The sequence below is a fragment of the Georgenia sp. TF02-10 genome (assembly GCF_022759505.1).
In the GTDB taxonomy this organism is placed as follows: Bacteria; Actinomycetota; Actinomycetes; order Actinomycetales; family Actinomycetaceae; genus TF02-10.
The window spans coordinates 1,500,154-1,522,068 of sequence record NZ_CP094289.1 but is presented as its reverse complement, the minus strand read 5'-3'; the positions used below and the strand labels follow the sequence as shown (position 1 = coordinate 1,522,068).

Below are 21,915 nucleotides of genomic sequence, written 5' to 3'. Positions count from 1 at the left end.
GACTCTTTACACAACTTCTGTGCACAACTACTGTGCATGCCATGGCCGTCCCCGACGACACCCCCGCCGGACCCGCCGGGCGCACGAGCGCGGGCGGGACGCCGGCCGAGCCCACCGCCCCGGCCGGCGGCGGCGACACCGCCGCCAGCCACGCCCTCGCCCGGACCCGGCTGGACGCCAAGGCCCTGCGGGTGCTCGCCCACCCGCTGCGCACCCGGCTGCTCGGCGCGCTGCGGCTGGACGGGCCGGCGACGGCGACGGCGCTGGCCCGGCGGCTGGGCACCAACACCGGGGCGACGAGCTACCACCTGCGCCAGCTCGCCGCCGTCGGGCTGGTGGTGGAGACCGGCGGCGGCACCGGGCGGGAGCGGTGGTGGCGCGCGGTGCACGAGATGCACTCCTTCCACCTCACCGACGTCGCCGGGGACCCCGACGCCGAGGCCGCCACCGAGTGGCTGAAGGACGAGTACTTCCGGCAGTTCACCGAGCGGGCCGCCGCCTGGCACGCCGTCGCGCACGAGTGGCCGCTGCCGTGGCGGGACGTGGCCGGCGTGTCCGACCTCGCGGTGACCCTGCCCCCGGACCGGCTGGCCGCCCTGCAGGCCGAGGTCGTCGCCCTGGTCGAGCGGTACCGCGCCGAGGACCCCGCTGCCCCCGGCGCCCGGCGGGTCTTCGTCTACCTGCACACCTATCCCGACACCGCCGGCGGCGCGCCGTGACCGCCGCCGCGGCGACCCGCCGGTTCCTCGTCCTGACCGCGCTGCGCTGGCTGCCGGTCGGCCTGCTCATCCCGGTCATGGTCCTGCTGCCGCTGGACCGCGGGCTGAGCCTGACCGAGGTCGGCCTGACGGCCTCGCTGCAGGGCGTCGTCGTCCTGCTCCTCGAGCTGCCGACCGGCGGCCTGGCGGACTCCGTCGGCCGGCGCCGGGTCCTGCTCCTGGCGGCCGCGGTGGGCACCGGCGCCTGCGCGCTCCTGCTCACCGCCGACACCGTCGCCGGCTTCGCCGCCGTCGGGGTGCTGAAGGGGGTGCACCGCGCGCTGGACAGCGGCCCGCTGGAGGCCTGGTACGTCGACGCCGTGCACGCGGCCGACCCGGCGGCACCGATCGAGAAGGGGCTGAGCCTGCAGGGCGTCGTGCTCGGCGTCGCCATCGCCGCCGGGGCGCTGGCCGGCGGCGGGGCCGTCGCGCTGGACCCGCTCCCAGCGGTGGACGCGCTCGCCGCGCCGGTGGCGGCCGCCCTCGCCCTGCAGGTGCTCGGCCTGGTCGGCATCGTTGCGCTCATGACCGAGACCCCGCCGAGCACCGGGCTGCGGGCCGTGTGGCGCTCGGCCGGCCAGACGCCCCGGGCGGTCCTGGACGGCGTGAAGCTGCTGCGGCACAACCGGGTGCTGCTCGCCCTGGTCGCGGTCGAGCTCACCTGGGGCTTCGGGATGGTCGCCTTCGAGAGCCTCACCCCGGTCCGGCTCGCCGAGGTCCTCGACGGGGCGCAGGCCGCCGCGGCGGTCACCGGCCCGGCGAGCTCGGCGGCCTGGCTGGCGTCGGCGGCCGGGGCGACGGTGCTGCCCTGGCTGGGCCGCCGGCTGGGGCTGGCCCCGGCCGCCGCGCTGCTGCGGGTCGTGCAGGGGGTGACCGTGCTGGGCATCGGGCTGCTCGGCGGGGTGGTGGGTGTGGTGACCGCCTACCTGGCGTGCTACGTGGTGCACGGGGCGGCGAACCCGGCGCACATGACGCTGCTGCACCGGCAGGTTGGGGCCGGGCAGCGGGCGACCGTGCTGTCGCTGAACTCGATGGTCAGCCAGCCGGCCGGCTCGCTCGGGCTGGTCGTCCTGACGGCGGTGGCCGACGGCGCCTCGGTCCCGGTCGCGATGGCGCTCGCCGCCGTCGTCCTCGCCCTCGGCGCGCCGCTGTACCTGCCGGCCTGGCGGCAGGCCCGGCGCCCGGAGCCGGCCGGTGCCTGAGGGGGACATCGTGCTGCGGGTGGCCCGCCGGCTGGACGCGGCCCTGGCCGGCCAGCGCCTGGTCCGCGGCGAGCTGCGCTGGCCCGACCTCGGCGGCACGGACCTGGCCGGGGTCGGCGTGCGCGGGCACGGGACCCACGGCAAGCACCTGCTGACCCGGCTCACCGACGGCCGCACCCTGCACACCCACCTGCGGATGGAGGGCCGCTGGCAGGTGCTGCGCACCGGTGACCTCGCGCCCGCCGGGCGGTGCCGGGCCGACCGGTCCCCGCAGGTCCGGGCGGTCCTCGCGACGCCGGCGTGGACCTGCCTCGGGATCGACCTGGGGCTCATGGACCTGGTCCGGACCAGCGAGGAGGACCGGCTCCTCGGCCACCTCGGCCCGGACGTGCTCGCCCCCGGCTTCGACGCCGACGCCGCCGCCGAGCGGCTCCGCGGCCAGGGGGCCCGGCCGGTCGCCGAGGCGCTGCTGGACCAGCGGGTGGTGGCGGGGCTGGGCACCATCTACACCGCCGAGACGCTCTGGGCGCACCGGCTCTGGCCCTGGACGCCCGCCGGGGAGCTCGGCGGGCAGGCGGCGGACCTGCTGCGCACCGCCCGCCGCCTCATGCTCCGCTCGGTGGCGGCCCGCACGCCGACGGCGACCGGGGACCTGCGGCGGACGAGTCAGGTGCACGGCCGGGAGCGCCGGCCGTGCCCGCGGTGCGGCACCCCGGTCGTCCGCGGGACGACCGGACCACCCCGGCCGCGGCAGGTCTTCTACTGCCCCGCCTGTCAGCGGCCGGGGAGACCGGCGCGGCCGGAACCGTGACGGCCCCTGCGAGAGCGGGTAAGTCCGGACCGCGACGGCCCCGGCGAGAACGGGTGCGTCCGGACCCTGACGCCCCGGGCAGGAGCCGGCGCCGCTGACCCGGTGACGCCCCGGGAGACGGAACGAGGCCCGGACCGTACGGTCCGGGCCTCGTGGTGGCAGGGTGGAACGCGGTCAGCTGACCTCGGCCAGGGCACGCTCGCGGCGCACCAGGTCGTCCGGGACGGTGTCGGGGACGAGCACGCCCTCGGCGACGGCGATGCGGTCCGAGGCGGCCCGCAGGACGAAGCTGAGCGGGACGTTCAGGGCCTCGCAGATGGCGGCGAGCAGCTCGGAGGAGGCCTCCTTCTGCCCGCGCTCGACCTCGCTGAGGTAGCCCAGGGACACCCGGGCCGCGGAGGACACCTCGCGCAGCGTGCGACCCTGACGCTGACGAGCGTCACGGAGCACGTCGCCGAGCTCGCGGCGAAGCAGGATCATCTCGGTGCCCTCCTCCCCTGACCGGCTGGACGCTGCGCTTCTGGACGATGCCTTACCACCGTACCCTGCCGCGCGGGCGGGGGTGTGGCTGGGACGGGTGTCGGGACGGCTGGAACGGTTGTCGGGACGGCCGGGACGGGTGTGCTGGCCGCCCACGGGCCGCAGGGTGCGTTCACGTGCGGCAGGCGTGCCGCGGTACTGGTACGCGATGGTGGTCCTCGCCTCGTCGGTGGCCCCGGGGACCGGGGCGGTCGTGGCCCCATGGGGTCGGGGCCGTCAGTGAGGTCAACGCCGCGCCGGCCCGGCCTGTTCCCCGAGCAGGGCGCCCAGGAGCGCCAGCGCGGCGGCGGTGGCGGCGGACCGGACGGCCGGGCGGGTGCCGGCCAGCCGGAGGCTGCGGGTGCGGTGGGCGCCCGGGCCGCGGGCGGCCACGTGCACGGTGCCGGCGGGCTGGCCGTCGGCCGGGCCGGGGCCGGCCACCCCGGTCGTGGCGAGCGCGTGGCTGGCGCCGAGGAGGCGGGCGACGCCGTCGGCGAGCTGGGCCGCGACCTCGGGGTGGACCGGGCCGTGCCGGGCCAGCAGGCCGGCGTCGACCCCCAGGACGTCCGCCTTGACGTCGGTGGCGTAGGCGACGACGGCCCCGCGCAGGACGGCGGAGGCGCCGGGCACGGCCACCAGCGCGGCGCACAGCTGCCCGCCGGTGAGGGACTCCGCCACGGCCAGGGTGGCGCCGTCGGCGCGGAGCCGGGCGAGCAGCCGGCCGGCGAGGTCCCCGCCGGCGGGACGGCCCGGTCGGGCCGGCCGGACCGCGGCGGGGCGGCCGGACGGGGCGGGGCGGCCGGACGGGGCGGGAGTCACCGCGGACGGCCGGGTCACCGGTCCGGGCTCATCGGGCCCGGCCGCCGGGGCCACGCCGCGGGCCGGCGCCGTCGGCCTGCTGGGCGCGGACGATCCGGGCGGCCTTGGCGGCGTAGTCCGCGGCGGTCAGGACGGTGACCGCGAGCGCGAGGAGCACGACGACGAGCGCCACCGCCGAGATGGCGTCGGCCACCCCGCTGGGGACGAACCCGGACCACGGGACCAGCAGCAGGAGGATGAAGAGGACCTGGAGGGAGGTCTTGAGCTTGCCGCCGCGGCTGGCGGCCATGACGTAGCCGCGGCGCCGGAGGTAGGACCGCAGCGCGGTGATGGCCAGCTCGCGGACGATGATGACCACCGTCACCCACCACCACAGCAGCCCGGCCGCGGACAGGACGAGGAGGGCGGCGATGACGAGCGCCTTGTCGGCCACCGGGTCGGCCAGCTTGCCGAAGTCGGTGACCAGCCCCCGGCTGCGGGCGAGGTAGCCGTCGAGCTTGTCGGTGGCGGCGGCGACGGCGAAGACCACCGCTGCCCACAGCCGGGCGGTGTCGGTGTCCTGGAGGAAGAGGACGACGAAGACCGGCACGAGCACGATGCGGACCATCGTCAGGGCGTTGGCGATGTTCCACAGGGGCACGGCGGGCCGGCCGGTGGCCGGCGTCGCGGCGGGGTCGGGCGTCACAGGGTCACCTTACGGCCGGGGCCCTGGTGCGGCCCCGGCGATGCACCGCCCGCCGGGCCGGGCGCGCACGGCGGGAGGCTCCCGCGGGGCAGGCGCGTACGGCGAAAAGCTCCCGCGGGCGCGTGCGGGCGCGGCTCCCGCCGACGGCGTTCACCGGGCGGCCGGCTCCCGCCGCGGCCCGCCGTCCCGCAGGCCCGGCCCGTCCGACCGTCTACCCTCCGGGCATGGCAGCCACCAGCCGGCCCCGACGCCGGGACGGCCACTTCCCGGCCGGCCGCCGCACCGTCGCGGCGCTCGCGCTCCTGGCAGCGGGCGGCACGGCACTGGGCTGCGGCCCGGCGGAGCCCGGGGGCGCCGGCGGGCAGCCGCCGTCGGCGCCGACCGACCGCCCGGAGACCGACCCGCCCACCCCGGCACCGCCCGGCGACGACGGACCGGTGGAGCTGACGATCCTGTCCGCCGGCGACGTCCTCCCGCACGGCGCCGTGAACGGCGCCGCCGCCCGGCCGGACGGCTCCTACGACTTCGCCCCGCTGATGGCCGGCACCGCTGAGTGGAGCGGCGGGGCCGACCTGGCGCTGTGCTCGCTGGAGGCCCCGCTCGCCCCGCCCGGGGAGCCGGTCACCGCCTACCCCAGCTTCGGGGCGCCGGCCGAGTTGGTCACCGGCCTGGCCGACCTCGGCTGGGACGGGTGCACCACCGCGACCAACCACGCCCTGGACCGGGGGCTGGCCGGCGTGACGCACACCCTCGACGTGCTGGACGCCGCGGGCCTGGGGCACGTCGGGACGGCCCGGTCGCCCGCGGAGGCGGCCGCGCCGCAGCTGTACACGCTGGAGCGGGGCGGGCGGAGCGTCGTCGTCGCGCACCTCGCGGCGACGACGCTGATCAACGGGGGCCCGGCGCCGCCGTCGGCACCCTGGGCGGTCAGCACCGACCCGGCGGCCCTGGTCGACCAGGCCCGCGCGGCGCGCGCGGCCGGTGCGGACCTGGTGGTCGCGAGCCTGCACTGGGGCACCGAGTACGTCCACGCCCCGACCGCGGAGCAGACGGCCATCGCCGACCGGCTCGCCGCGTCCGGGCAGGTGGACCTCGTCCTCGGCAACCACTCCCACGTCCCCCAGCCCGTCGAGGAGCTGCCGGGCGGGCCCGGCGGGGAAGGCATGTGGGTGGCGTGGTCGATGGGGAACTTCCTGTCCAACCAGGACGCGGAGTGCTGCACGATGGAGACCGCGACGGGCACCATGACCACCGCCACCGTCGTCGTCCCGGCCGACGGCCCGGCCCGGGTCAGCGAGGCGGGCTGGACCGCCGTGACCGTCGACCGCGCCGGGGGGCTGCGGGTCTACCCGCTCCACGAGCTCCTCGCCGGACCCCGACCGGCGCCGCTGACCCTGGACGAGGAGACGCTCGCCGCCCGGGCGGCGCGGGTCGCGGAGGTGATGGGCACCCCCGAGCGGACGACGGCGCCCGAACCCACCGGTCCGGAGCCGGTGCCGGTCCCGCGCGCCGGCGGGTGATGCGGTCGCCGGCACTGGCGGTCTCCCCGCCTGGGTGATGCCGGCGGCCACCGGCGGGTGATACCGGCGGCGTCCCCCGAGCGTCCCGGTCAGCGACCGGTGAGGTGCCAGGCGTCCTCGTCGTCGTCCTCGGCCTCCTCGGCGACCGCCGGCAGGTGCCCGGCGACGCCGTCGGCGTAGGGGTCGGCCGCGGGGGGCCGGACCTCGGCGGGCTCCTGCTCGACGTCGTAGGGGCCGTCGCCGTCGCCGGCCGGCGGGTCCTCGCCGCGGAGCACGGCCAGGGTGGCGGGCAGGTCGTCGGGCTGGACGAGGACGTCGCGGGCCTTGGACCCCTCCGAGGGGCCGACGATCTCGCGGGACTCCAGCAGGTCCATCAGCCGGCCGGCCTTGGCGAAGCCGACCCGGAGCTTGCGCTGGAGCATCGAGGTGGAGCCGAACTGGGTGGTCACGACGAGCTCGGCGGCCTGCAGCAGCAGGTCGAGGTCGTCCCCGATGTCCTCGTCGATCTGCTTCTTGGCGGTCGGGGCGGTGACGTCCTCGCGGTAGGTGGGCTGGAGCTGGGCCTTGACGTGGTCGACGACGGCGTGGATCTCGGACTCGGTGACCCAGGCGCCCTGCACGCGCATCGGCTTGGCCGAGCCCATCGGCAGGAAGAGGGCGTCGCCCTGGCCGATAAGCTTCTCCGCGCCGGGCTGGTCCAGCACGACCCGGGAATCGGCCAGGGACGACGTCGCGAACGCCAGCCGGGAGGGCACGTTCGCCTTGATCAGGCCGGTGACCACGTCCACCGAGGGCCGCTGGGTGGCGAGCACGAGGTGGATGCCGGCGGCGCGGGCGAGCTGGGTGATGCGCTGGATGGAGGCCTCGACGTCACGGGGGGCGACCATCATCAGGTCGGCGAGCTCGTCGACGATGACCAGCAGGTAGGGGTAGGGCGCCAGGGTCCGCTCGCTGCCGGGCAGCGGCTTGACCTTCCCGGACCGCACGGCGGCGTTGAAGTCGTCGATGTGCTTGAAGCCGAAGGTGGACAGGTCGTCGTAGCGGGCGTCCATCTCCCGCACCACCCACTCCAGGGCCTCGGCGGCCTTCTTGGGGCTGGTGATGATGGGCGTGATCAGGTGCGGGATGCCCTGGTAGATGGTCAGCTCCACCCGCTTGGGGTCCACCAGGATCATCCGGACCTCCTCGGGGGTGGCCCGCATCATGATCGAGGTGATCATGGAGTTGACGAAGCTGGACTTGCCCGCTCCGGTGGCGCCGGCCACCAGCAGGTGCGGCATCCGCGCGAGGTTGGCCACGACGTAGCCGCCCTCGACGTCCTTGCCCACGCCCACCACCAGCGGGTGCTCGGTGCGGCGGGCGACGGCGGAGCGCAGCACGTCGCCCAGGGCCACGGTCTCCCGGTCGGCGTTGGGGATCTCCACCCCGATCGCGGACTTGCCCGGAATGGGCGAGAGGATCCGCACGTCGGCGCTGGCGACGGCGTAGGCGATGTTCTTGCTCAGCGCGGTGATCCGCTCGACCTTCACCCCCGGGCCGAGCTCGAGCTCGTAACGGGTCACCGTCGGGCCCCGGGAGAAGCCGGTGACCTTGGCGTCCACCGCGAACTCGGTGAGGACCTGGGTGAGGGCGTCGACGACGCGGTCGTTGACGGCCGAGCGGACCTTGTGCGGGGCGCCCTTGATGAGCACGTCGTCGGCGGGGAGGGTGTAGATGACGTCCGGCGCGAGCTCGAGCTGCTCGGCGCGGGCCGGCAGCGGCTGGGTGGGCGGCGCGGCGAGGTCGGCGCCGGCGGGGCCGTCGGCCGGCCCGTGGCCGTCGGCCGCGCCCGCGCGGAGCCCGGCAGGGCCGTCGCCCGGGCCGCCGTCGGACGCCGCGCCGTCGGCCGGGCCGGTCCCGCCCGCCCCGGCCGGTCCGCCGGTCGCGGCGCCAGCCTCGGCGGCCGCCCGCTCGTGCGGGGAGGCGAAGGCCTCGTCCGCGGCGTACTCGCCGGGGACGACGGCGGTCGCGCCGGTGGCGCGCGGCGTGCGGCGGCGCCGGCGCGGCGGCGGGGGACGGTGGGCGCCGTCGGCGGCCACGACCTCGGTGGGCGCCTCGGCACCGTCCTCCGCGGCGGCCGGCGGCCGGCCGAGGAGCCACGCCCCTGCCGCGCGCAGCCGGGCCGGCACGGCCGCGACCGGCGTCGCGGTGAGCACGAGCACGGCGAAGACACCGAGCAGGACCAGGAGGGGGACCGCCCCCCAGGGGGAGAGCAGGACGGCCAGCGGGGTGCCGACGAGCCAGCCGAGCAGGCCGCCGGCGGCCTCCACCGCCGCGAGGCTGACGCGCGGGTCGGGGGTCCCGGCGGCGAGGTGGACCAGGCCGCAGACCGCGGCGGCCAGGCCGACCAGCCCGACGGTGACACGCGCGTTGGTCTGCGTCCGCTCGGGGTGGCGCATGAGCCGGACCGCCAGGGCGACCAGGACCAGCGGGAGCAGCACGCCGAGCACGCCGACGCCGCCGGCCGAGACGTGGTGGATGACGTCGCCGGCGGCGCCGGACAGGCCGAACCACTCGCGCAGCGCGACGACGACGGCGAGGGCGAGGAGGAGGAAGGCCAGCCCGTCGCGGCGCAGCGCGGGGTCGAGGCCCCGGGCGCCGGAGCCGACGCTGCGGGCCGTGCCGCCGACGACGTGCGCGGCGCCCAGCCACAGGCCGCGGGCCAGGCGCACCGGCAGCGCCCGGCGCCTGGGGCGCGGCTGAGCAGGTGGGCGCCCGCCACCACGCGGGGGTCCGCCGCGGGAGCCGCGGGCGGTGGCGCCACGTGCCGTCGAGGCCGACCGTCCGGGGGAAGTCGTACGGGTAGCCATGGTGTCCCCACCGTAGCGCCCGCGGCCCGATCTGCCCCGGCGGCGCGCGGCCGTCGTCCGGCGCGGACCGTCCCCGCTCGGCCGCCCCCAGCCCGGGCCTTCCGGCTCCCGGGGAGCCGGCAACCCGGCGGTTAGGCCGTCAGCAGGCCGACGCCGAGGGTGGCGAGCCCGGCGATCAGGAACGCGGCACCGAGCCACAGGAGCACCACGAGCCGGTTCGGCCGGGTGCGCTCCCGGCCGGTCGCCGACAGGAAGAAGCCGGCCGGCATGAGGATCGCCGCGACGAGCACGCCGGTGCGGGCCAGCCACTGCCAGGCCCCGGCCAGGGCGGTCGCCTCGGTCAGCAGCAGGCAGACCAGCCCGAGGACGATCAGGACGCCCGCGTGCGCGTGCCCGGCCCGGTAGAAGGACATCTGGAAGGCGGTGACCGCAACCTCCCCGCGCACGACCCGGGTGAGGAAGTAGCCGCCGCTGGTGACCGCGGTGCCGGCGAGGACGGCGGCGCCTGCCGTCGAGGTCGCCGCTTCGGAGAGCTCGAGCACGGCGGGCCTCCAGGGGTGAGAGGACGGAGCCTGTTTTGTGACACTGTTATCTAACAGCGTCACAGAACTCGTGGCAAGGCCCTACGATGCGGAGGTGCCCCGTCCCCGCACCCACGACGACGCGCTGCGCGTCCGGCTCCTAGAGGCGGCGTCCGCCGCGCTGGCGGCGGGTGGGCCGGCGGCGCTGTCGCTGCGGTCGGTGGCGACGGCCGCGGGCACGACGACGGCCGCCGTCTACACGCTGTTCGGCGGGCGGGAGGCCCTCGTCGAGGCCGTCGTCGAGGAGGGGTTCCGGCGGTTCGCCGCCTACCTCGACGCCGCGCCGCGCTCGGACGACCCGTGGGCCGACCTGCTCGCCCTGGGGGTGGCCTACCGGGCCAACGCCGTCGAGAACCCGCACTTCTACCGGGTGATGTTCGCCCCGGCCGGCGGCCGGGCCGGGGCGGGTGCCCGGGACGACCCGCGCCGGGGCGTCGCCGCGCCGACCTTCGCGGTGCTGCGCGACGCTGTCGTCCGGGCAACGGCCGCCGAGGGCGGCGAGGCCGACGCGGTGGCGGTGCGGCTGTGGGCCCTGGCGCACGGCCTCGTCAGCCTCGAGCTCGCCGGGCTGCTGCCCGGCTCGCCCGAGGAGCGGGCCCGGGCCTACGTCGCTGCGCTGCGCGGCGAGCCGAGGCTCGGGCCGCGCGCCTGACGGCCGGCCGTCCGCGACCCGGCCTCGGCGGCGCTCGTTCCTCGCCGCCGAACTCGGCGGCGCCTGGGTCAGGCCTCGATGACCGTAGGGATGATCATCGGGCTGCGCCGCAGCCGCTTGGCCGTCCACCGGCCCACGACGCGGCGCATGGCCTGCTGCATCTGGTGGGTGTCGGCGTTGCCGCGGCCGACCACCTCGGTCAGCGCGGACGTCACCTCGGGCAGGATCGCGTCGAAGACCGAGTCGTCCTCGGCCATGCCGCGGGCCTGGATGTGCGGGCCGGTGATCACCTTCCCGGTGGCGCTGTCCACCACGGCGAAGATGGAGATGAAGCCCTCCTCGCCCAGGATCCGGCGGTCCTTCAGCTCGGCGTCGGTGATCTCCCCGACCGAGGAGCCGTCGACGTAGACGTACCCGCAGGGCACCGCGCCGGCGATCCGGGCCCGGCCGCCGACCAGGTCGACGACGACGCCGTCCTCGGCGAGCACCACCCGCTCGGCCGGCACGCCGGTGGCCACCGCCAGGGCGCCGTTGGCGACCAGGTGGCGCACCTCGCCGTGCACCGGCATGACGTTGCGGGGCCGGACGACGTTGTAGCAGTAGAGCAGCTCCCCGGCGCTGGCATGCCCGGAGACGTGCACCCGGGCGTTGCCCTGGTGGACCACCTTGGCGCCGAGCCGCATCAGCCCGTTGATCACCCGGTAGACGGAGTTCTCGTTGCCGGGGATGAGGGAGGAGGCGAAGATCACCGTGTCGCCCGGGCCGACGGAGACCCGGTGGTCCCGGTTGGCGATGCGGCTCAGCGCCGCCATCGGCTCGCCCTGGGAGCCGGTGGCCATCAGCACGGTCTCCGACGGCGGCAGGTCGTCGACCTGCCGGACGTCCACCAGGGTGCCCGGGGGCACCCGGAGGTAGCCGAGGTCGGCGGCGAGGCCCATGTTCCGCACCATCGACCGTCCGACGAGGGCGACCTTGCGCTCGTGCAGCGCGGCGGCGTCGAGCACCTGCTGGACGCGGTGGACGTGGGAGGCGAAGGAGGCCACCACGATCTTGCCGGTGGCCTGGGCGAACACCGAGTCCAGGACCGGGCCGATGTCCCGCTCGGGGGCGGTGAAGCCGGGCACCTCGGCGTTGGTGGAGTCGACCAGGAACAGGTCCACACCCTCCTCGCCGAGGCGGGCGAAGGCGCGCAGGTCGGTGATGCGGTGGTCCAGCGGGAGCTGGTCCATCTTGAAGTCGCCGGTGTGCAGCACGTTGCCGGCCGGGGTGCGGATCATCACGGCGAGGGCGTCGGGGATGGAGTGGTTAACGGCCACGAACTCCAGCCCGAACGGGCCGACCTGCGCGGTCTGGCCCTCGCGGACCACCCGGGTGACGGGGTTGAGCCGGTGCTCCTTGAGCTTGGCCTCGACGAAGGCGAGGGTGAGCTGGGAGCCGAGGATGGGGATGTCGGGCCGCAGCCGCAGCAGGTAGGGCACGGCGCCGATGTGGTCCTCGTGGCCGTGGGTCAGGACGACGGCCTCGACGTCCTGCAGCCGGCCGGTGAGGTAGTCGAAGTCGGGGAGGATGAGGTCGACGCCGGGCTGGTGGTCCTCGGGGAACAGGACGCCGCAGTCGACGATGAGGAGCCGGCCGGCGTGCTCGAAGACGGTCATGTTGCGACCGACCTCGCCGAGCCCGCCGAGCGGGACCACCCGCAGGCCGTTCTGCGGGATCGGGCCGGGCGTCGTCAGGTCAGGGTGGGGATGACTCACGGAGACATCTTGCCAGCCCGACGGCGGGGGCCGGCCGTGCGTCCGGCCGTGCGCCGTGTCTCGCCCGCCACCTGCGCGGGCTGGCGGGGATAGCCCTGGCGTCCCCGCACGGGCCCACCGTCCCGCCCGCCCGGGAGCGGGCGCACGTCCGGTCGGCGGACGCCCGCGCCCCGGGTCGCTAGGCCGCCAGCAGGCCCTCCGCCCGCAGCAGGTCCGCGAGCGCGTCGACCTCGGCCGCCGTCGCCGGCACCAGCGGCAGCCGCACGGCCGGGGACGGGATGCGGCCGAGGAGGTGCAGGGCGTGCTTGGCCATGACGGCCCCCTGCCCGCCGCCCATCAGCCCGGCCACCAGCGGGCGCAGCCGGGCGGCGACGTCGCGGGCGCCGGGCAGGTCCCCGGCGTCGACCTCCCGGACCATCTCGGCGTAGGCGCCGGCCGCGACGTGCCCCACCACGGACACCACCCCCGAGGCGCCGTGCGCGAGCCAGTCGAAGTTGAGGCCGTCGTCGCCGGAGTAGAACTCCAGCCCGGTGCGGGCCATCCGCTCGAACCCGGCGGGCACGTCCCCCGTCGCGTCCTTCACCGCGAGGATGCGCGGGTGGGCGGCGAGCCGGTCCAGGCACTCGTCGCCGACGGCGACGCCGGTCCGGCCGGGGATGTCGTAGACCATGACGGGCAGGTCGGTGGCGTCGGCCACCGCGCGGATGTGCTGGTAGACGCCCTCCTGGGAGGGGCGGTTGTAGTACGGGGAGACCACGAGCAGGCCGGCCGCGCCGGAGTGCTGCGCGCCCTGGGCGATCCGGACGGCGTGGGCGGTGTCGTTGGAGCCGGCGCCGGCGATGATCATCGCCCGCTCCCCCACCGCGCCGACGACGGCGCGGACCAGGTCGTCCTTCTCGGGCTGGTGGGTGGTCGGGGACTCCCCGGTGGTGCCGTTGAGGACGAGCGCGTCGCACCCGTCCTCGACCAGGCCGGCCGCGACCGCCACCGCGGCGTCGATGTCCACCGAGCCGTCCGCCCGGAACGGGGTGACCATCGCGACCGACACCGAGCCGAAGGTCCGAGAGGGCAGGCGTGGGTCGGGCGCGCTCATGACCCGACCGTAGCGCCGCACCGCGTCCCACCGCACCGCGCCTCGCCGCACCGTGCCGGCATCACGCCCCGCCGCACCGCGCCCCGCCGCACCGCGCCCCGTCGCCCCCGCCGCCCCCGCCGCCCGCGCCCAGCGCTCCGCCGCCGGCCCGTCCCACCCGGTGGCCCCGCTAGCCTGGCTGGGTGACCCCCGACCAGGACCCGACGGCCGACGGCGCCCGGGACCTGCCGGCCGACGACGTCCTGGGCCGGCTGCTGGCCGGCGAGCCGGTCCCCGACGAGCCCCCCGGCGCCCATGCCGGGCACGCCCACGCCGACGACGCCCACCGGCCGGCCGCCGACGTCTCCGTGCGCCCGGCCCTGCCGGAGGACGCCGCCGCCCTGGGGGACGTGCACGCCCGCACGATGCGGGCCAGCCTCGCGGCCGGGCTGGGCACCGAGCTGCCGGCCACCGTCCGGTCCGCGCTCGACCCGGCCGTGCTGGCCGCGGCCTGGGGACAGGCGATCACCGACCCGCCCGGGCCCGGGTACCGGGTCCTGACCGCGCTCGCCGGCGCCGAGGTGGTCGGCTTCGCCGCCATCGCTCCCGCCGAGGAGGAGGTGGAGGTCGCGCCGGCACCGCCCGAGCTCGACCCGGTGGAGCGGCCGGCCGAGCCAGCCAGGGCCGACCGCGGGACGCCAGAGGCCGACGGCCGGGCCGAGGACGGGCAGGGCCAGGCCGACGCTGGGCGCGGCCAGGCCGGGGCTGACCGCGGCCAGGCCGAGGCCGAAGAGCCGACGTCCGCGGGCGCCGTCGGGGAGATCCTCGCCCTCGAGGTCCCGGCCGCGCACGGCCGCCGCGGCCACGGCTCCCGCCTGCTCGCCGCCTGCGCCGACCTGCTCCGCGAGCAGGGCGTCACCCGGGTGCAGGCGTGGGCGGTGCAGGGCGACGAGTCCCGGAGCCGCTTCCTCGCCCAGGCCGGGTTCGCGCCCGCCGGGGTGCGCCGGGTCGTCGACGTCGCGGGCGGCGAGGTCGTCGAGGTCTGCTGGTTCGCCCACCTCTGACCCGCCGGGCGATGGTTCACGGCCGGGCCTCGTGACGCCGTGAGCAGCTCGTCGTGACCGAGCCCGGCGAGGTGCCGGGGCGGGGCCTGGCACTCGCAAGACACGCCCGGCGGGCGGGTGCCGCCGTCAGAGGTCGAGGACCTGGTCCAGGCCGACGGTCAGGCCGGGCCGGTCGGGCACCCGCCGCACCGCCAGCAGCACCCCGGGCATGAAGCTGACCCGGTCGAAGGAATCGGTGCGGATGGTCAACTGCTCCCCGGGATTGCCGAAGAGGATCTCCTCGTGGGCGACCAGCCCCTGCAGCCGCACGGCATGGACGTGCACCCCGTCGACGACCGCCCCGCGGGCGCCGTCGAGCTGGGTGTGGGTGGCGTCCGGGACCGGGCCGCGGCCGGCGTCCTGCCGGGCCGCGGCGATGTGCTGGGCGGTGGCCACCGCCGTCCCGGAGGGGGCGTCGACCTTGCCCGGGTGGTGCAGCTCGACGACCTCCGCCGAGTCGAAGAACCGGGCGGCCTGGGCGGCGAAGCGCATCGCCAGGACCGCGGAGAGGGCGAAGTTCGGCGCCACGAGCACGCCGAGCGGGTCGGGGCGGGCGGCGTTGACCTCGGCGAGGTGCTCGCGCACCCGGGTCAGGGCGGCCGCGGTCCACCCGGTGGTGCCGACGACGACGTGCAGGCCGGCGTCAACCAGCGCGTGCACGTTGGTCTCGGTGACGGCCGGGACGGTGAAGTCCACGGCCACCCGCGCCCCGGTCGCGGCGACGGTGGCGACGTCGTCCTCGGCCCCCACCCGGGCGACGAGCTCGAGGTCGGCGGCCTGCTCGACGGCGGCGCAGACGGTGCTGCCCATCCGGCCGTGGGCGCCCACGACGGCGACGGCGAGGCGGTCGGTGGCGGGGTCGGTGGCGGCGGGCTCCATGGCGGCGAGGGTACGTCGGTGCCCGGCCGGGGCGGGAGGCGGGGCCGGATGCAGGACAATCGGCGGATGACCCGTGCCGCCGCCGACGCCCCGCCGATGGAGGTGGCGACCGCACACGGGCCGGCGCGGGTGCACCTGGCCCGGCCCGCGCGGCCCCGTGGCCTGCTGGTGCTCGGGCACGGGGCCGGGGGCGGGGTGCAGGCGCCGGACCTGGCCGCGGCGTCCGCCGCGGCGCTGGCCAGCGGCTGCGCGGTGGCCCTGGTCGAGCAGCCCTACCGGGTGGCCGGCCGGCGCGCGCCGGCGCCGGCGCGCCAGCTCGACGCCGCCTGGACGGCCGTGGCGGCGCACCTGCGCGCCCTGCTGCCGGCCGGCCTGCCGCTCCTCGTGGGCGGCCGGTCCTCCGGGGCGCGGGTCGCCTGCCGCACCGCGGCGGCGGTCGGCGCGGCCAGCGTGCTCTGCCTGGCCTTCCCCCTCCAGCCGCCGGGCCGGGCCGACCGGCCCAGCCGGCTGCCCGAGCTCGACGCCGTCACCGTGCCCACGCTGGTGGTGCAGGGCGCGCGGGACCCGTTCGGCCGGCCGCCGGACGCGCCGGGCCGGGCGGTGGTGGTGCTGGCCGGGGACCACAGCCTGCGGCAGGACACGGCCGGGGTCGCGGCCGCCGTCGAGGAGTGGCTGGCCGGGCTGCTGCGCTGAGCGGGGCCCGGCGGCACGGGGCGTGACCGGGCCGGCGGCCGGGGCGCTGACCGGGGCCCAGCGGCGCGGAGCGCTGACCGGGGTCCAGCGGCGCGGAGCGCTGACTGGGGCCCGGCGATGCGCCGCGGCCGGCCGGTCAGCTCGCGAGCAGGCCGGCGGCGGCGTCGTCCTCGAACGGGCCGACCAGGACCAGCGAGCGGGGCTGGGCGGCCAGCTCGGCGGCGAGGTCGCGGACCTGCTCGGCGGTCACCGCGGAGACCCGCTCGATCATCTCGTCCAGGCTGGTCAGCTCGCCGTGCACGATCTCCGCCCGGCCCAGCCGGGACATCCGCGAGCCGTTGTCCTCCAGACCCAGCACCAGGTTCCCGCGCAGCTGGCCCACGCCGCGGGCGAGCTCGACGTCGGTGATGCCGTCCGTGGCGAGCCGGTCCCACTCCGCGGCCAGCAGCCGGGTGACCTCGGCGGCGTTTCCGGGCGCGCAGCCGGCGTACAGCCCGAAGGTGCCGGCCTCGGCGTAGGAGGAGGCGAAGGCGTAGGTGGAGTAGGCCAGGCCGCGCTTCTCCCGCACCTCCTGGAACAGCCGTGAGCTCATCCCGCCGCCGAGGACGGTGGTCAGCACCGAGAGGACGTAGCGGCGCTCGTCCCCGGCGGGGATGCCGCGCCCGCCGAGCAGGACGTTGGCCTGCTCGGTGGGGCGCCGGACGGTCGTCGTCGTGCCCCGCTCGGGCAGCAGCGCGGACTCCGGCCCGGGCAGCACGACGGCGCCCGAGCCGGGCATCACCCCGCGGCGGTGGGCGTCGACGGCGCCGAGGCGCCGCTCGGCCGGGACGGCGGCCGGGTCGAGGTGCCAGCCGCCGGCCCGCACGGCGGCGAGCACCTGGGCGCACAGCGCGTCGTGGTCGACGCTGCCCGCGGCGGTGACGACGAGCTCGCGGGGTGTGTAGGTGGACCGGTAGTGCTCGAGCACCGCGTCCCGGGGCACCGCCCGGATCGTGTCGGGGGTGCCGCCGATGGGCCGGCCGAGGGGGTGGTCGCCGAGCACGGCGGTGGTGAAGCGCTCATGGGCGACGTCGGTGGGGTCGTCCTCGTTCATGGCGAGCTCTTCGAGGATGACCCCGCGCTCGGTCTCCAGCTCGGCGGGGTCGAGCACGGAGGAGGTGACCATGTCGGTGATGACGTCCACGGCCATCGGCAGGTCGGCGTCGAGCACCCGGGCGTAGTAGCAGGTGTGCTCCTTGCCGGTGGCCGCGTTGGCCTCCCCGCCGACGGCGTCGAACGCCTCGGCGATGTCCAGCGCGGAGCGGCGGGCGGTGCCCTTGAACAGCAGGTGCTCGAGGAAGTGGGTCGAGCCGTGGTGGCCGTCGGTCTCGTCCCGCGAGCCGACGGCCACCCACGCGCCGACGGCGGTGGAGCGCTGGCCGGGCATCTCCTCGGTCAGCACCCGGATCCCGCCGGGCAGGACGGAGCGCCGGATGACGCTGCCGTCCTGCTCGGTGCGGGTCTCCGTGCCCGGCGCGCCGGCCGGGCCGAGGGTCAGCGGCTGGGGCATCCTCAGGCGTCGGCGCCCTGGACGGCCGACTGGTCCTCGCCCTCGTGCCGGCGGGTGCGGGTCCGCTCGCGGCGCCGGCCGCCGTCGCGGGCCCCGCCGTCCCGCTGGCCGCCGTCGGGCTGGCCGTCCTCGGACCGGGGCCGGCCGCCGTCGGGCTGGGCGTCCCGGGCGGGCTCGCCGTCGCCGGCCTCCCCCTCGTCGTCGACGACGGCGTGCAGGGAGAGCTTGCCGCGCGGGTCGATCTCGGCCAGCTCGACCTGGACCTTCTGCCCGACGGAGAGGACGTCCTCGACGTTCTCCACCCGCCGGCCGCCGACCAGGCGGCGGATCTGGGAGATGTGCAGCAGCCCGTCCTTGCCCGGGGTCAGGGAGACGAAGGCCCCGAAGGACGTGGTCTTGACCACGGTGCCGACGAACCGCTCGCCCACCTCGGGCATCTGCGGGTTGGCGATGGCGTTGACGGCCTGCCGGGCGGCGTCGGCGGAGGGCCCGTCGACGGCGCCGATGTAGACCGTGCCGTCGTCCTCGATGGAGATGTCCGCGCCGGTGTCCTCCTGGATCTGGTTGATCATCTTGCCCTTGGGGCCGATGACCTCCCCGATCTTGTCCACCGGCACCTTGACGGTGATCACCCGGGGGGCGGTCGGGGCCATCTCGTCGGGGACGTCGATCGCCTCGTGCATGACGTCGAGGATGTACAGGCGGGCGTCCCGGGCCTGGGTCAGAGCGGCGGCCAGCACCGAGGCGGGGATGCCGTCGAGCTTGGTGTCGAGCTGGATGGCGGTGACGAACTCCCGGGTGCCGGCGACCTTGAAGTCCATGTCGCCGAAGGCGTCCTCGGCGCCCAGGATGTCGGTCAGCGCGGCGTACCGGGTGTCCCCGTCCACCGTGTCGGACATCAGGCCCATGGCGATGCCGGCCACCGGCGCGCGCAGCGGCACCCCGGCGTTGAGCAGGGACAGGGTGGAGGCGCAGACCGAGCCCATGGAGGTCGACCCGTTGGAGCCGAGGGCCTCGGAGACCTGCCGGATGGCGTAGGGGAACTCCTCGCGGGCGGGCAACACGGGCACCAGGGCCCGCTCGGCGAGGGCCCCGTGGCCGATCTCGCGGCGCTTGGGCGAGCCCACCCGGCCGGTCTCGCCGGTGGAGTAGGGCGGGAAGTTGTAGTTGTGCATGTACCGCTTGCGGGTGACCGGGCTCAGGGTGTCCAGCTGCTGCTCCATCCGGAGCATGTTCAGCGTGGTCACGCCGAGGATCTGGGTCTCGCCGCGCTCGAACAGCGCGGAGCCGTGCACCCGGGGCAGCACCTCGACCTCGGCGGAGAGGGTGCGGATGTCCTTCAGGCCGCGCCCGTCCATCCGGACGCCCTCGGTGAGGACGCGCTGGCGCACCAGGCGCTTGGTCACCGCCCGGAACGCGGCGGAGAGCTCCTTCTCCCGGCCGGCGAACCGCGGGGCGAGGGTCTCGAGCATGGCGGCCCGAATCTCCTCCTGGCGGCTCTCCCGGTCCTGCTTGCCGGGGATGGTGATGGCCTGACCGAGGTCGTCGGAGACCTGCTCGGCGACGGCGGCGTAGGCGTCGTCCTCGTAGTCCAGGAAGCGGGGGAACTCGGCGGTGGGCTTGGCGGTCCGGGCGGCCAGGTCGGCCTGCGCCTCGCACAGCGCCCGGATGAACGGCTTGGCGGCCTCCAGGCCCGCGGCGACGACCTCCTCGGTGGGGGCGGTGGCGCCGTGGTCCTTGATCAGGGTCCAGGCGTTGTCGGTGGCCTCGGCCTCGACCATCATGATCGCGACGTCGTCGCCGACCACCCGGCCGGCCACGACCATCGCGAAGACGGCCTGCTCGACCTCGCTGTGCCGGGGGAAGGCGACCCACTGGTCGTCCACCAGGGCGACGCGGGTGGCGCCGATCGGCCCGGAGAAGGGCAGCCCGGAGATCTGGGTGGACATCGAGGCGGCGTTGATGGCGAGGACGTCGTAGGCGTCCTCGGGGTGGATGGCCAGGACCGTCTCGACGATCTGGACCTCGTTGCGCAGCCCCTTGGCGAAGGTCGGGCGCAGCGGGCGGTCGATGAGACGGCAGGCCAGGATCGCCTCGGTTGAGGGGCGGCCCTCGCGGCGGAAGAACGAGCCGGGGATCTTCCCGGCGGCGTACTGCCGCTCCTCGACGTCGACGGTCAGCGGGAAGAAGTCGAACTGGTCCTTGGGGTGCTTGCCGACGGTGGTGGCCGACAGCACCATCGTCTCCTCGTCGAGGTAGGCGACGGCGGAGCCGGCGGCCTGGCGTGCCAGGCGTCCGGTCTCGAAGCGGACGGTGCGGGTGCCGTGCTTGCCGTTGTCGATGACGGCCTCGGCGAACGTGATCTCGGGACCCTCCATGAGGGTGCCCTCCTTCCGGTGCGGCCGCCCGGCCTCACGGGTGGTCATCGATCGAGGCCCACGGACCTGCCGGTCCGGGGACCACCACCGAGGACCGTCCGTCCAGGACCGGTGCGGCAGGGGTTGGTATGGAGTTGTGCGGTGCGGTGCGGTGCGGGGCCGGCGGCGGCCCCGGGGAGGGGGCCGGCGGCCCGGTGGGCCCGGCGCCGGTCTGGGCGGGAGGCCCGGGTGCGGCTGGCGCCGTCCGGTGCGGGCCGCTTCGGTCGGCGCCGGTCCGGTCGGACCGCTCCGGTCCTGCGCCGGACCGGCTCAGCCGGCAGCGAGGACCGGTGCCGGGCGGCCGGGCACAGGGCCCGAGACCATCCGGGCCGCTCCCGGGGCGGACCGGCGCGGCGGTGCGAGCACTGCGCTGCCGGCCCGGACCGGGCGGCCCGGCGGGTCAGCGGCGCAGGCCGAGGCGGGCGATGAGGCTGCGGTAGCGCTCGACGTCCTGGTCGGCCACGTAGGCGAGCAGGCGGCGGCGCTGGCCGATGAGGAGCATCAGCCCGCGACGGGAGTGGTGGTCGTGCTTGTGGGTCTTGAAGTGCTCGGTGAGGTCCTTGATCCGCTGGCTCAGCAGCGCGATCTGGACCTCCGGCGAACCGGTGTCGCCCTCGTGGGTGGCGTACTCGTTGATGATGGACTGCTTGACGTCGGCAGCGAGGGCCATAGGTTCTCCAGTTTCGGTCGTTGCACGGAGCTCCGGGGCAGGTCCACCCGGGCATGACACATCCGTGGCCGGCATGACGGCTCCGCCAGGGTATCAGCCGGGCGGGAGGGGCCGCGAGCGGCCCACGTCACGCCGGGTGTCCGGGAGCCCGCCTCCCCCCGCCGGCCCGCGTCCCGTCACCGGGCCCGCGTCAGCCCACCAGACCCGCGGCCCGAGGCCGGCCCGTTCCGGGCCACGGATCAGCCGCTCTCCGGGGCGTAGACGTCGGGGCGGGCCGGGGCCGGGACGCCGAGCAGGTCGGCGGCGCGCGCGACGTCGTCGGCCATCTGGTCCAGGAGCGCGGTGACGTCGGCGAAGCCGATCATCGGCCGCAGCCGTTCGACCAGCTCTACGACGACCTCCTCGTCGTAGAGGTCCAGGTCGGTGCGGCCCAGCACGTACGCCTCGACGGTGCGCTCGGTCCCGTCGAAGGTGGGGTTGGTGCCCACCGAGATCGCGGCGGGCAGCCGGGCCGGGGCGCCGGCGTCCGGCGGGTGGCTGGGGCGGAGCAGCCAGCCCGCGTAGACGCCGTCGGCCGGGACGACCCCGGCGTCGGCGGCGTGCAGGTTGGCGGTGGGGTAGCCCAGGGCCCGGCCACGCTTGGCGCCGTGGACGACGAGGCCGCGCACCCGGTGCGGCCGGCCCAGCACGTGGGCGGCAGCGGCGACGTCACCGCCGGCGAGCAGCTGGCGGACCCAGGTGGAGGACCAGCGCCGGCCGGTGGCCGGGTCGGCTCGGTCGGGCACGACGCGGACCTCGAAGCCGAGCCGGCGGCCGAGCTCGGTCATCGTGGCGGCGTCCCCGGTGTTGCCCCGGCCGAACCGCGCGTCCTCCCCGATCACCACGATGCGGGCGTGGAGGATCTCGAGGAGGTAGCGGCGGACGAACTCCTCGGCGGTGGCCTGGGCGAAGTCGTGGGTGTAGGCCACCACGAGCACCGCGTCCAGGCCGGTCCCCGCGAGCCGCTCGAGCCGGTCGGGCAGGGAGCTGATCAGCGGCAGCTCCTGCGCGGGCCGGTGGACGTGGGCGGGGTGGGGGTGGAACGTAATCGCCACCGAGGTCAGGTCCCGCGCCTCCGCCTCGGCGACGGTGATGCCGAGCACGTGCTGGTGGCCCCGGTGCACCCCGTCGAAGACGCCGAGGGTGGCGACGGTCGTGCCGAGGTCCGCGGGGACCTGCGCGGCCCCGTCCCACACCTGCACCCAGGTCCTCCTCGTTCGCTCCGCCGGCGACGACTGTATATCCCCTGGCGGGGAGGTCCCGGTCGGCCGGTGCCGGCGCGGGGACGGCGCTTGGTCCGTCCAGGCGGCCGGCGCCGGCGTCGGGGCGGTGCTGGTCGGTCC

At 76.8% G+C, this 21,915-nt stretch carries 19 protein-coding genes; 7 read left to right on the top strand and 12 right to left on the bottom strand.

Annotation, left to right across the window (positions count from 1 at the left end; translation table 11 throughout):
- Window positions 1–41 precede the first annotated feature (41 nt).
- The 3 genes from MF406_RS06860 to MF406_RS06850 are packed head-to-tail and all read left to right on the top strand — an operon-like array spanning window position 42 to window position 2,771.
- Entirely contained in the window at window positions 42–719 is a 678-nt protein-coding gene (locus MF406_RS06860) for a helix-turn-helix domain-containing protein (RefSeq protein ID WP_242897202.1), read from the top strand.
- Window positions 716–1,960 carry an MFS transporter gene (locus tag MF406_RS06855; RefSeq protein ID WP_242897201.1) on the top strand — a complete coding sequence of 415 codons (1,245 nt, stop codon included), beginning with the start codon at window positions 716–718 and terminating at the stop codon, window positions 1,958–1,960. Before MF406_RS06860 ends, MF406_RS06855 begins: the two co-directional genes overlap by 4 nt.
- Window positions 1,953–2,771 carry an Fpg/Nei family DNA glycosylase gene (locus tag MF406_RS06850; RefSeq protein ID WP_242897200.1) on the top strand — a complete coding sequence of 273 codons (819 nt, stop codon included), beginning with the start codon at window positions 1,953–1,955 and terminating at the stop codon, window positions 2,769–2,771. The genes MF406_RS06855 and MF406_RS06850 overlap by 8 nt, the downstream gene beginning before the upstream one ends.
- Before the next feature lie 174 nt (window positions 2,772–2,945).
- Here the strand turns inward: MF406_RS06850 and MF406_RS06845 are convergent, their stop codons facing one another.
- From MF406_RS06845 to pgsA, 3 genes are all read right to left on the bottom strand, one after another.
- Entirely contained in the window at window positions 2,946–3,251 is a 306-nt protein-coding gene (locus tag MF406_RS06845; protein WP_242897199.1) for a helix-turn-helix domain-containing protein, read from the bottom strand.
- A 285-nt stretch (window positions 3,252–3,536) separates the two neighbouring features.
- Window positions 3,537–4,007, bottom strand: coding sequence for a CinA family protein (locus MF406_RS06840; protein WP_242897715.1), 471 nt, complete (start codon window positions 4,005–4,007; stop codon window positions 3,537–3,539).
- A gap of 130 nt (window positions 4,008–4,137) precedes the next feature.
- The gene (gene pgsA, locus MF406_RS06835) at window positions 4,138–4,794 is read right to left on the bottom strand and encodes a CDP-diacylglycerol--glycerol-3-phosphate 3-phosphatidyltransferase (RefSeq protein WP_242897198.1); all 657 of its coding nucleotides are present in this window, start codon (window positions 4,792–4,794) and stop codon (window positions 4,138–4,140) included.
- Window positions 4,795–5,018: 224 nt separating this feature from the next.
- Here pgsA and MF406_RS06830 point away from each other — a divergent pair, with 224 nt between their 5' ends.
- Window positions 5,019–6,314 carry a CapA family protein gene (locus tag MF406_RS06830; protein WP_242897197.1) on the top strand — a complete coding sequence of 432 codons (1,296 nt, stop codon included), beginning with the start codon at window positions 5,019–5,021 and terminating at the stop codon, window positions 6,312–6,314.
- An 89-nt stretch (window positions 6,315–6,403) separates the two neighbouring features.
- Here the strand turns inward: MF406_RS06830 and MF406_RS06825 are convergent, their stop codons facing one another.
- Both MF406_RS06825 and MF406_RS06820 read right to left on the bottom strand, forming a co-directional pair.
- Complete coding sequence (locus tag MF406_RS06825) at window positions 6,404–9,163, bottom strand: DNA translocase FtsK (RefSeq protein ID WP_242897196.1); 2,760 nt, start codon at window positions 9,161–9,163, stop codon at window positions 6,404–6,406.
- Between the two features lie 131 nt (window positions 9,164–9,294).
- The gene (locus MF406_RS06820) at window positions 9,295–9,705 is read right to left on the bottom strand and encodes a hypothetical protein (RefSeq protein WP_242897195.1); all 411 of its coding nucleotides are present in this window, start codon (window positions 9,703–9,705) and stop codon (window positions 9,295–9,297) included.
- A 94-nt stretch (window positions 9,706–9,799) separates the two neighbouring features.
- On the opposite strand from MF406_RS06820, the gene MF406_RS06815 reads away from it, so the two are divergent.
- Window positions 9,800–10,396: a TetR-like C-terminal domain-containing protein gene (locus MF406_RS06815; RefSeq protein WP_242897194.1), complete on the top strand. Its 597-nt coding sequence runs from the start codon at window positions 9,800–9,802 to the stop codon at window positions 10,394–10,396.
- Window positions 10,397–10,464: 68 nt separating this feature from the next.
- Here MF406_RS06815 and MF406_RS06810 read toward each other — a convergent pair whose 3' ends face one another.
- The gene (locus MF406_RS06810) at window positions 10,465–12,150 is read right to left on the bottom strand and encodes a ribonuclease J (RefSeq protein WP_242897193.1); all 1,686 of its coding nucleotides are present in this window, start codon (window positions 12,148–12,150) and stop codon (window positions 10,465–10,467) included.
- 178 nt (window positions 12,151–12,328) lie between these two features.
- Window positions 12,329–13,243: a 4-hydroxy-tetrahydrodipicolinate synthase gene (gene dapA / locus MF406_RS06805; protein WP_242897192.1), complete on the bottom strand. Its 915-nt coding sequence runs from the start codon at window positions 13,241–13,243 to the stop codon at window positions 12,329–12,331.
- A gap of 182 nt (window positions 13,244–13,425) precedes the next feature.
- Between dapA and MF406_RS06800 the strand changes: the two genes are divergently transcribed.
- Window positions 13,426–14,286, top strand: coding sequence for a GNAT family N-acetyltransferase (locus MF406_RS06800; protein ID WP_242897191.1), 861 nt, complete (start codon window positions 13,426–13,428; stop codon window positions 14,284–14,286).
- Between the two features lie 126 nt (window positions 14,287–14,412).
- Here MF406_RS06800 and dapB read toward each other — a convergent pair whose 3' ends face one another.
- A complete protein-coding gene (dapB, locus tag MF406_RS06795; protein ID WP_242897190.1) occupies window positions 14,413–15,204 on the bottom strand; it encodes a 4-hydroxy-tetrahydrodipicolinate reductase in 792 nt (263 codons plus the stop codon).
- A 66-nt stretch (window positions 15,205–15,270) separates the two neighbouring features.
- Here dapB and MF406_RS06790 point away from each other — a divergent pair, with 66 nt between their 5' ends.
- Window positions 15,271–15,897, top strand: coding sequence for an alpha/beta family hydrolase (locus tag MF406_RS06790; protein WP_242897189.1), 627 nt, complete (start codon window positions 15,271–15,273; stop codon window positions 15,895–15,897).
- A gap of 136 nt (window positions 15,898–16,033) precedes the next feature.
- Here the strand turns inward: MF406_RS06790 and MF406_RS06785 are convergent, their stop codons facing one another.
- The 4 genes from MF406_RS06785 to MF406_RS06770 form a co-directional block, all read right to left on the bottom strand.
- Entirely contained in the window at window positions 16,034–17,446 is a 1,413-nt protein-coding gene (locus tag MF406_RS06785) for a pitrilysin family protein (protein WP_242897188.1), read from the bottom strand.
- A 2-nt stretch (window positions 17,447–17,448) separates the two neighbouring features.
- Window positions 17,449–19,824: a polyribonucleotide nucleotidyltransferase gene (locus MF406_RS06780; protein ID WP_242897714.1), complete on the bottom strand. Its 2,376-nt coding sequence runs from the start codon at window positions 19,822–19,824 to the stop codon at window positions 17,449–17,451.
- A 439-nt stretch (window positions 19,825–20,263) separates the two neighbouring features.
- Window positions 20,264–20,533: a 30S ribosomal protein S15 gene (gene rpsO, locus MF406_RS06775; RefSeq protein WP_242897187.1), complete on the bottom strand. Its 270-nt coding sequence runs from the start codon at window positions 20,531–20,533 to the stop codon at window positions 20,264–20,266.
- 239 nt (window positions 20,534–20,772) lie between these two features.
- Window positions 20,773–21,774 (bottom strand): bifunctional riboflavin kinase/FAD synthetase, encoded by a 1,002-nt coding sequence (locus tag MF406_RS06770; protein WP_242897186.1) that lies wholly within the window; start codon window positions 21,772–21,774, stop codon window positions 20,773–20,775.
- Window positions 21,775–21,915 lie beyond the last annotated feature (141 nt).

Excerpts from the sequence above, each read along its gene's own strand:
- MF406_RS06860 (WP_242897202.1), top strand. The coding sequence starts at position 42 with ATGGCCGTCCCCGACGACACCCCCGCCGGACCCGCCGGGCGCACGAGC.
- MF406_RS06845 (WP_242897199.1), bottom strand. The coding sequence starts at position 3,251 with ATGATCCTGCTTCGCCGCGAGCTCGGCGACGTGCTCCGTGACGCTCGT.
- MF406_RS06830 (WP_242897197.1), top strand. The coding sequence starts at position 5,019 with ATGGCAGCCACCAGCCGGCCCCGACGCCGGGACGGCCACTTCCCGGCC.
- MF406_RS06825 (WP_242897196.1), bottom strand. The coding sequence starts at position 9,163 with ATGGCTACCCGTACGACTTCCCCCGGACGGTCGGCCTCGACGGCACGT.
- dapA (WP_242897192.1), bottom strand. The coding sequence starts at position 13,243 with ATGAGCGCGCCCGACCCACGCCTGCCCTCTCGGACCTTCGGCTCGGTG.
- dapB (WP_242897190.1), bottom strand. The coding sequence starts at position 15,204 with ATGGAGCCCGCCGCCACCGACCCCGCCACCGACCGCCTCGCCGTCGCC.
- MF406_RS06790 (WP_242897189.1), top strand. The coding sequence starts at position 15,271 with ATGACCCGTGCCGCCGCCGACGCCCCGCCGATGGAGGTGGCGACCGCA.
- MF406_RS06785 (WP_242897188.1), bottom strand. The coding sequence starts at position 17,446 with ATGCCCCAGCCGCTGACCCTCGGCCCGGCCGGCGCGCCGGGCACGGAG.
- MF406_RS06780 (WP_242897714.1), bottom strand. The coding sequence starts at position 19,824 with ATGGAGGGTCCCGAGATCACGTTCGCCGAGGCCGTCATCGACAACGGC.
- rpsO (WP_242897187.1), bottom strand. The coding sequence starts at position 20,533 with ATGGCCCTCGCTGCCGACGTCAAGCAGTCCATCATCAACGAGTACGCC.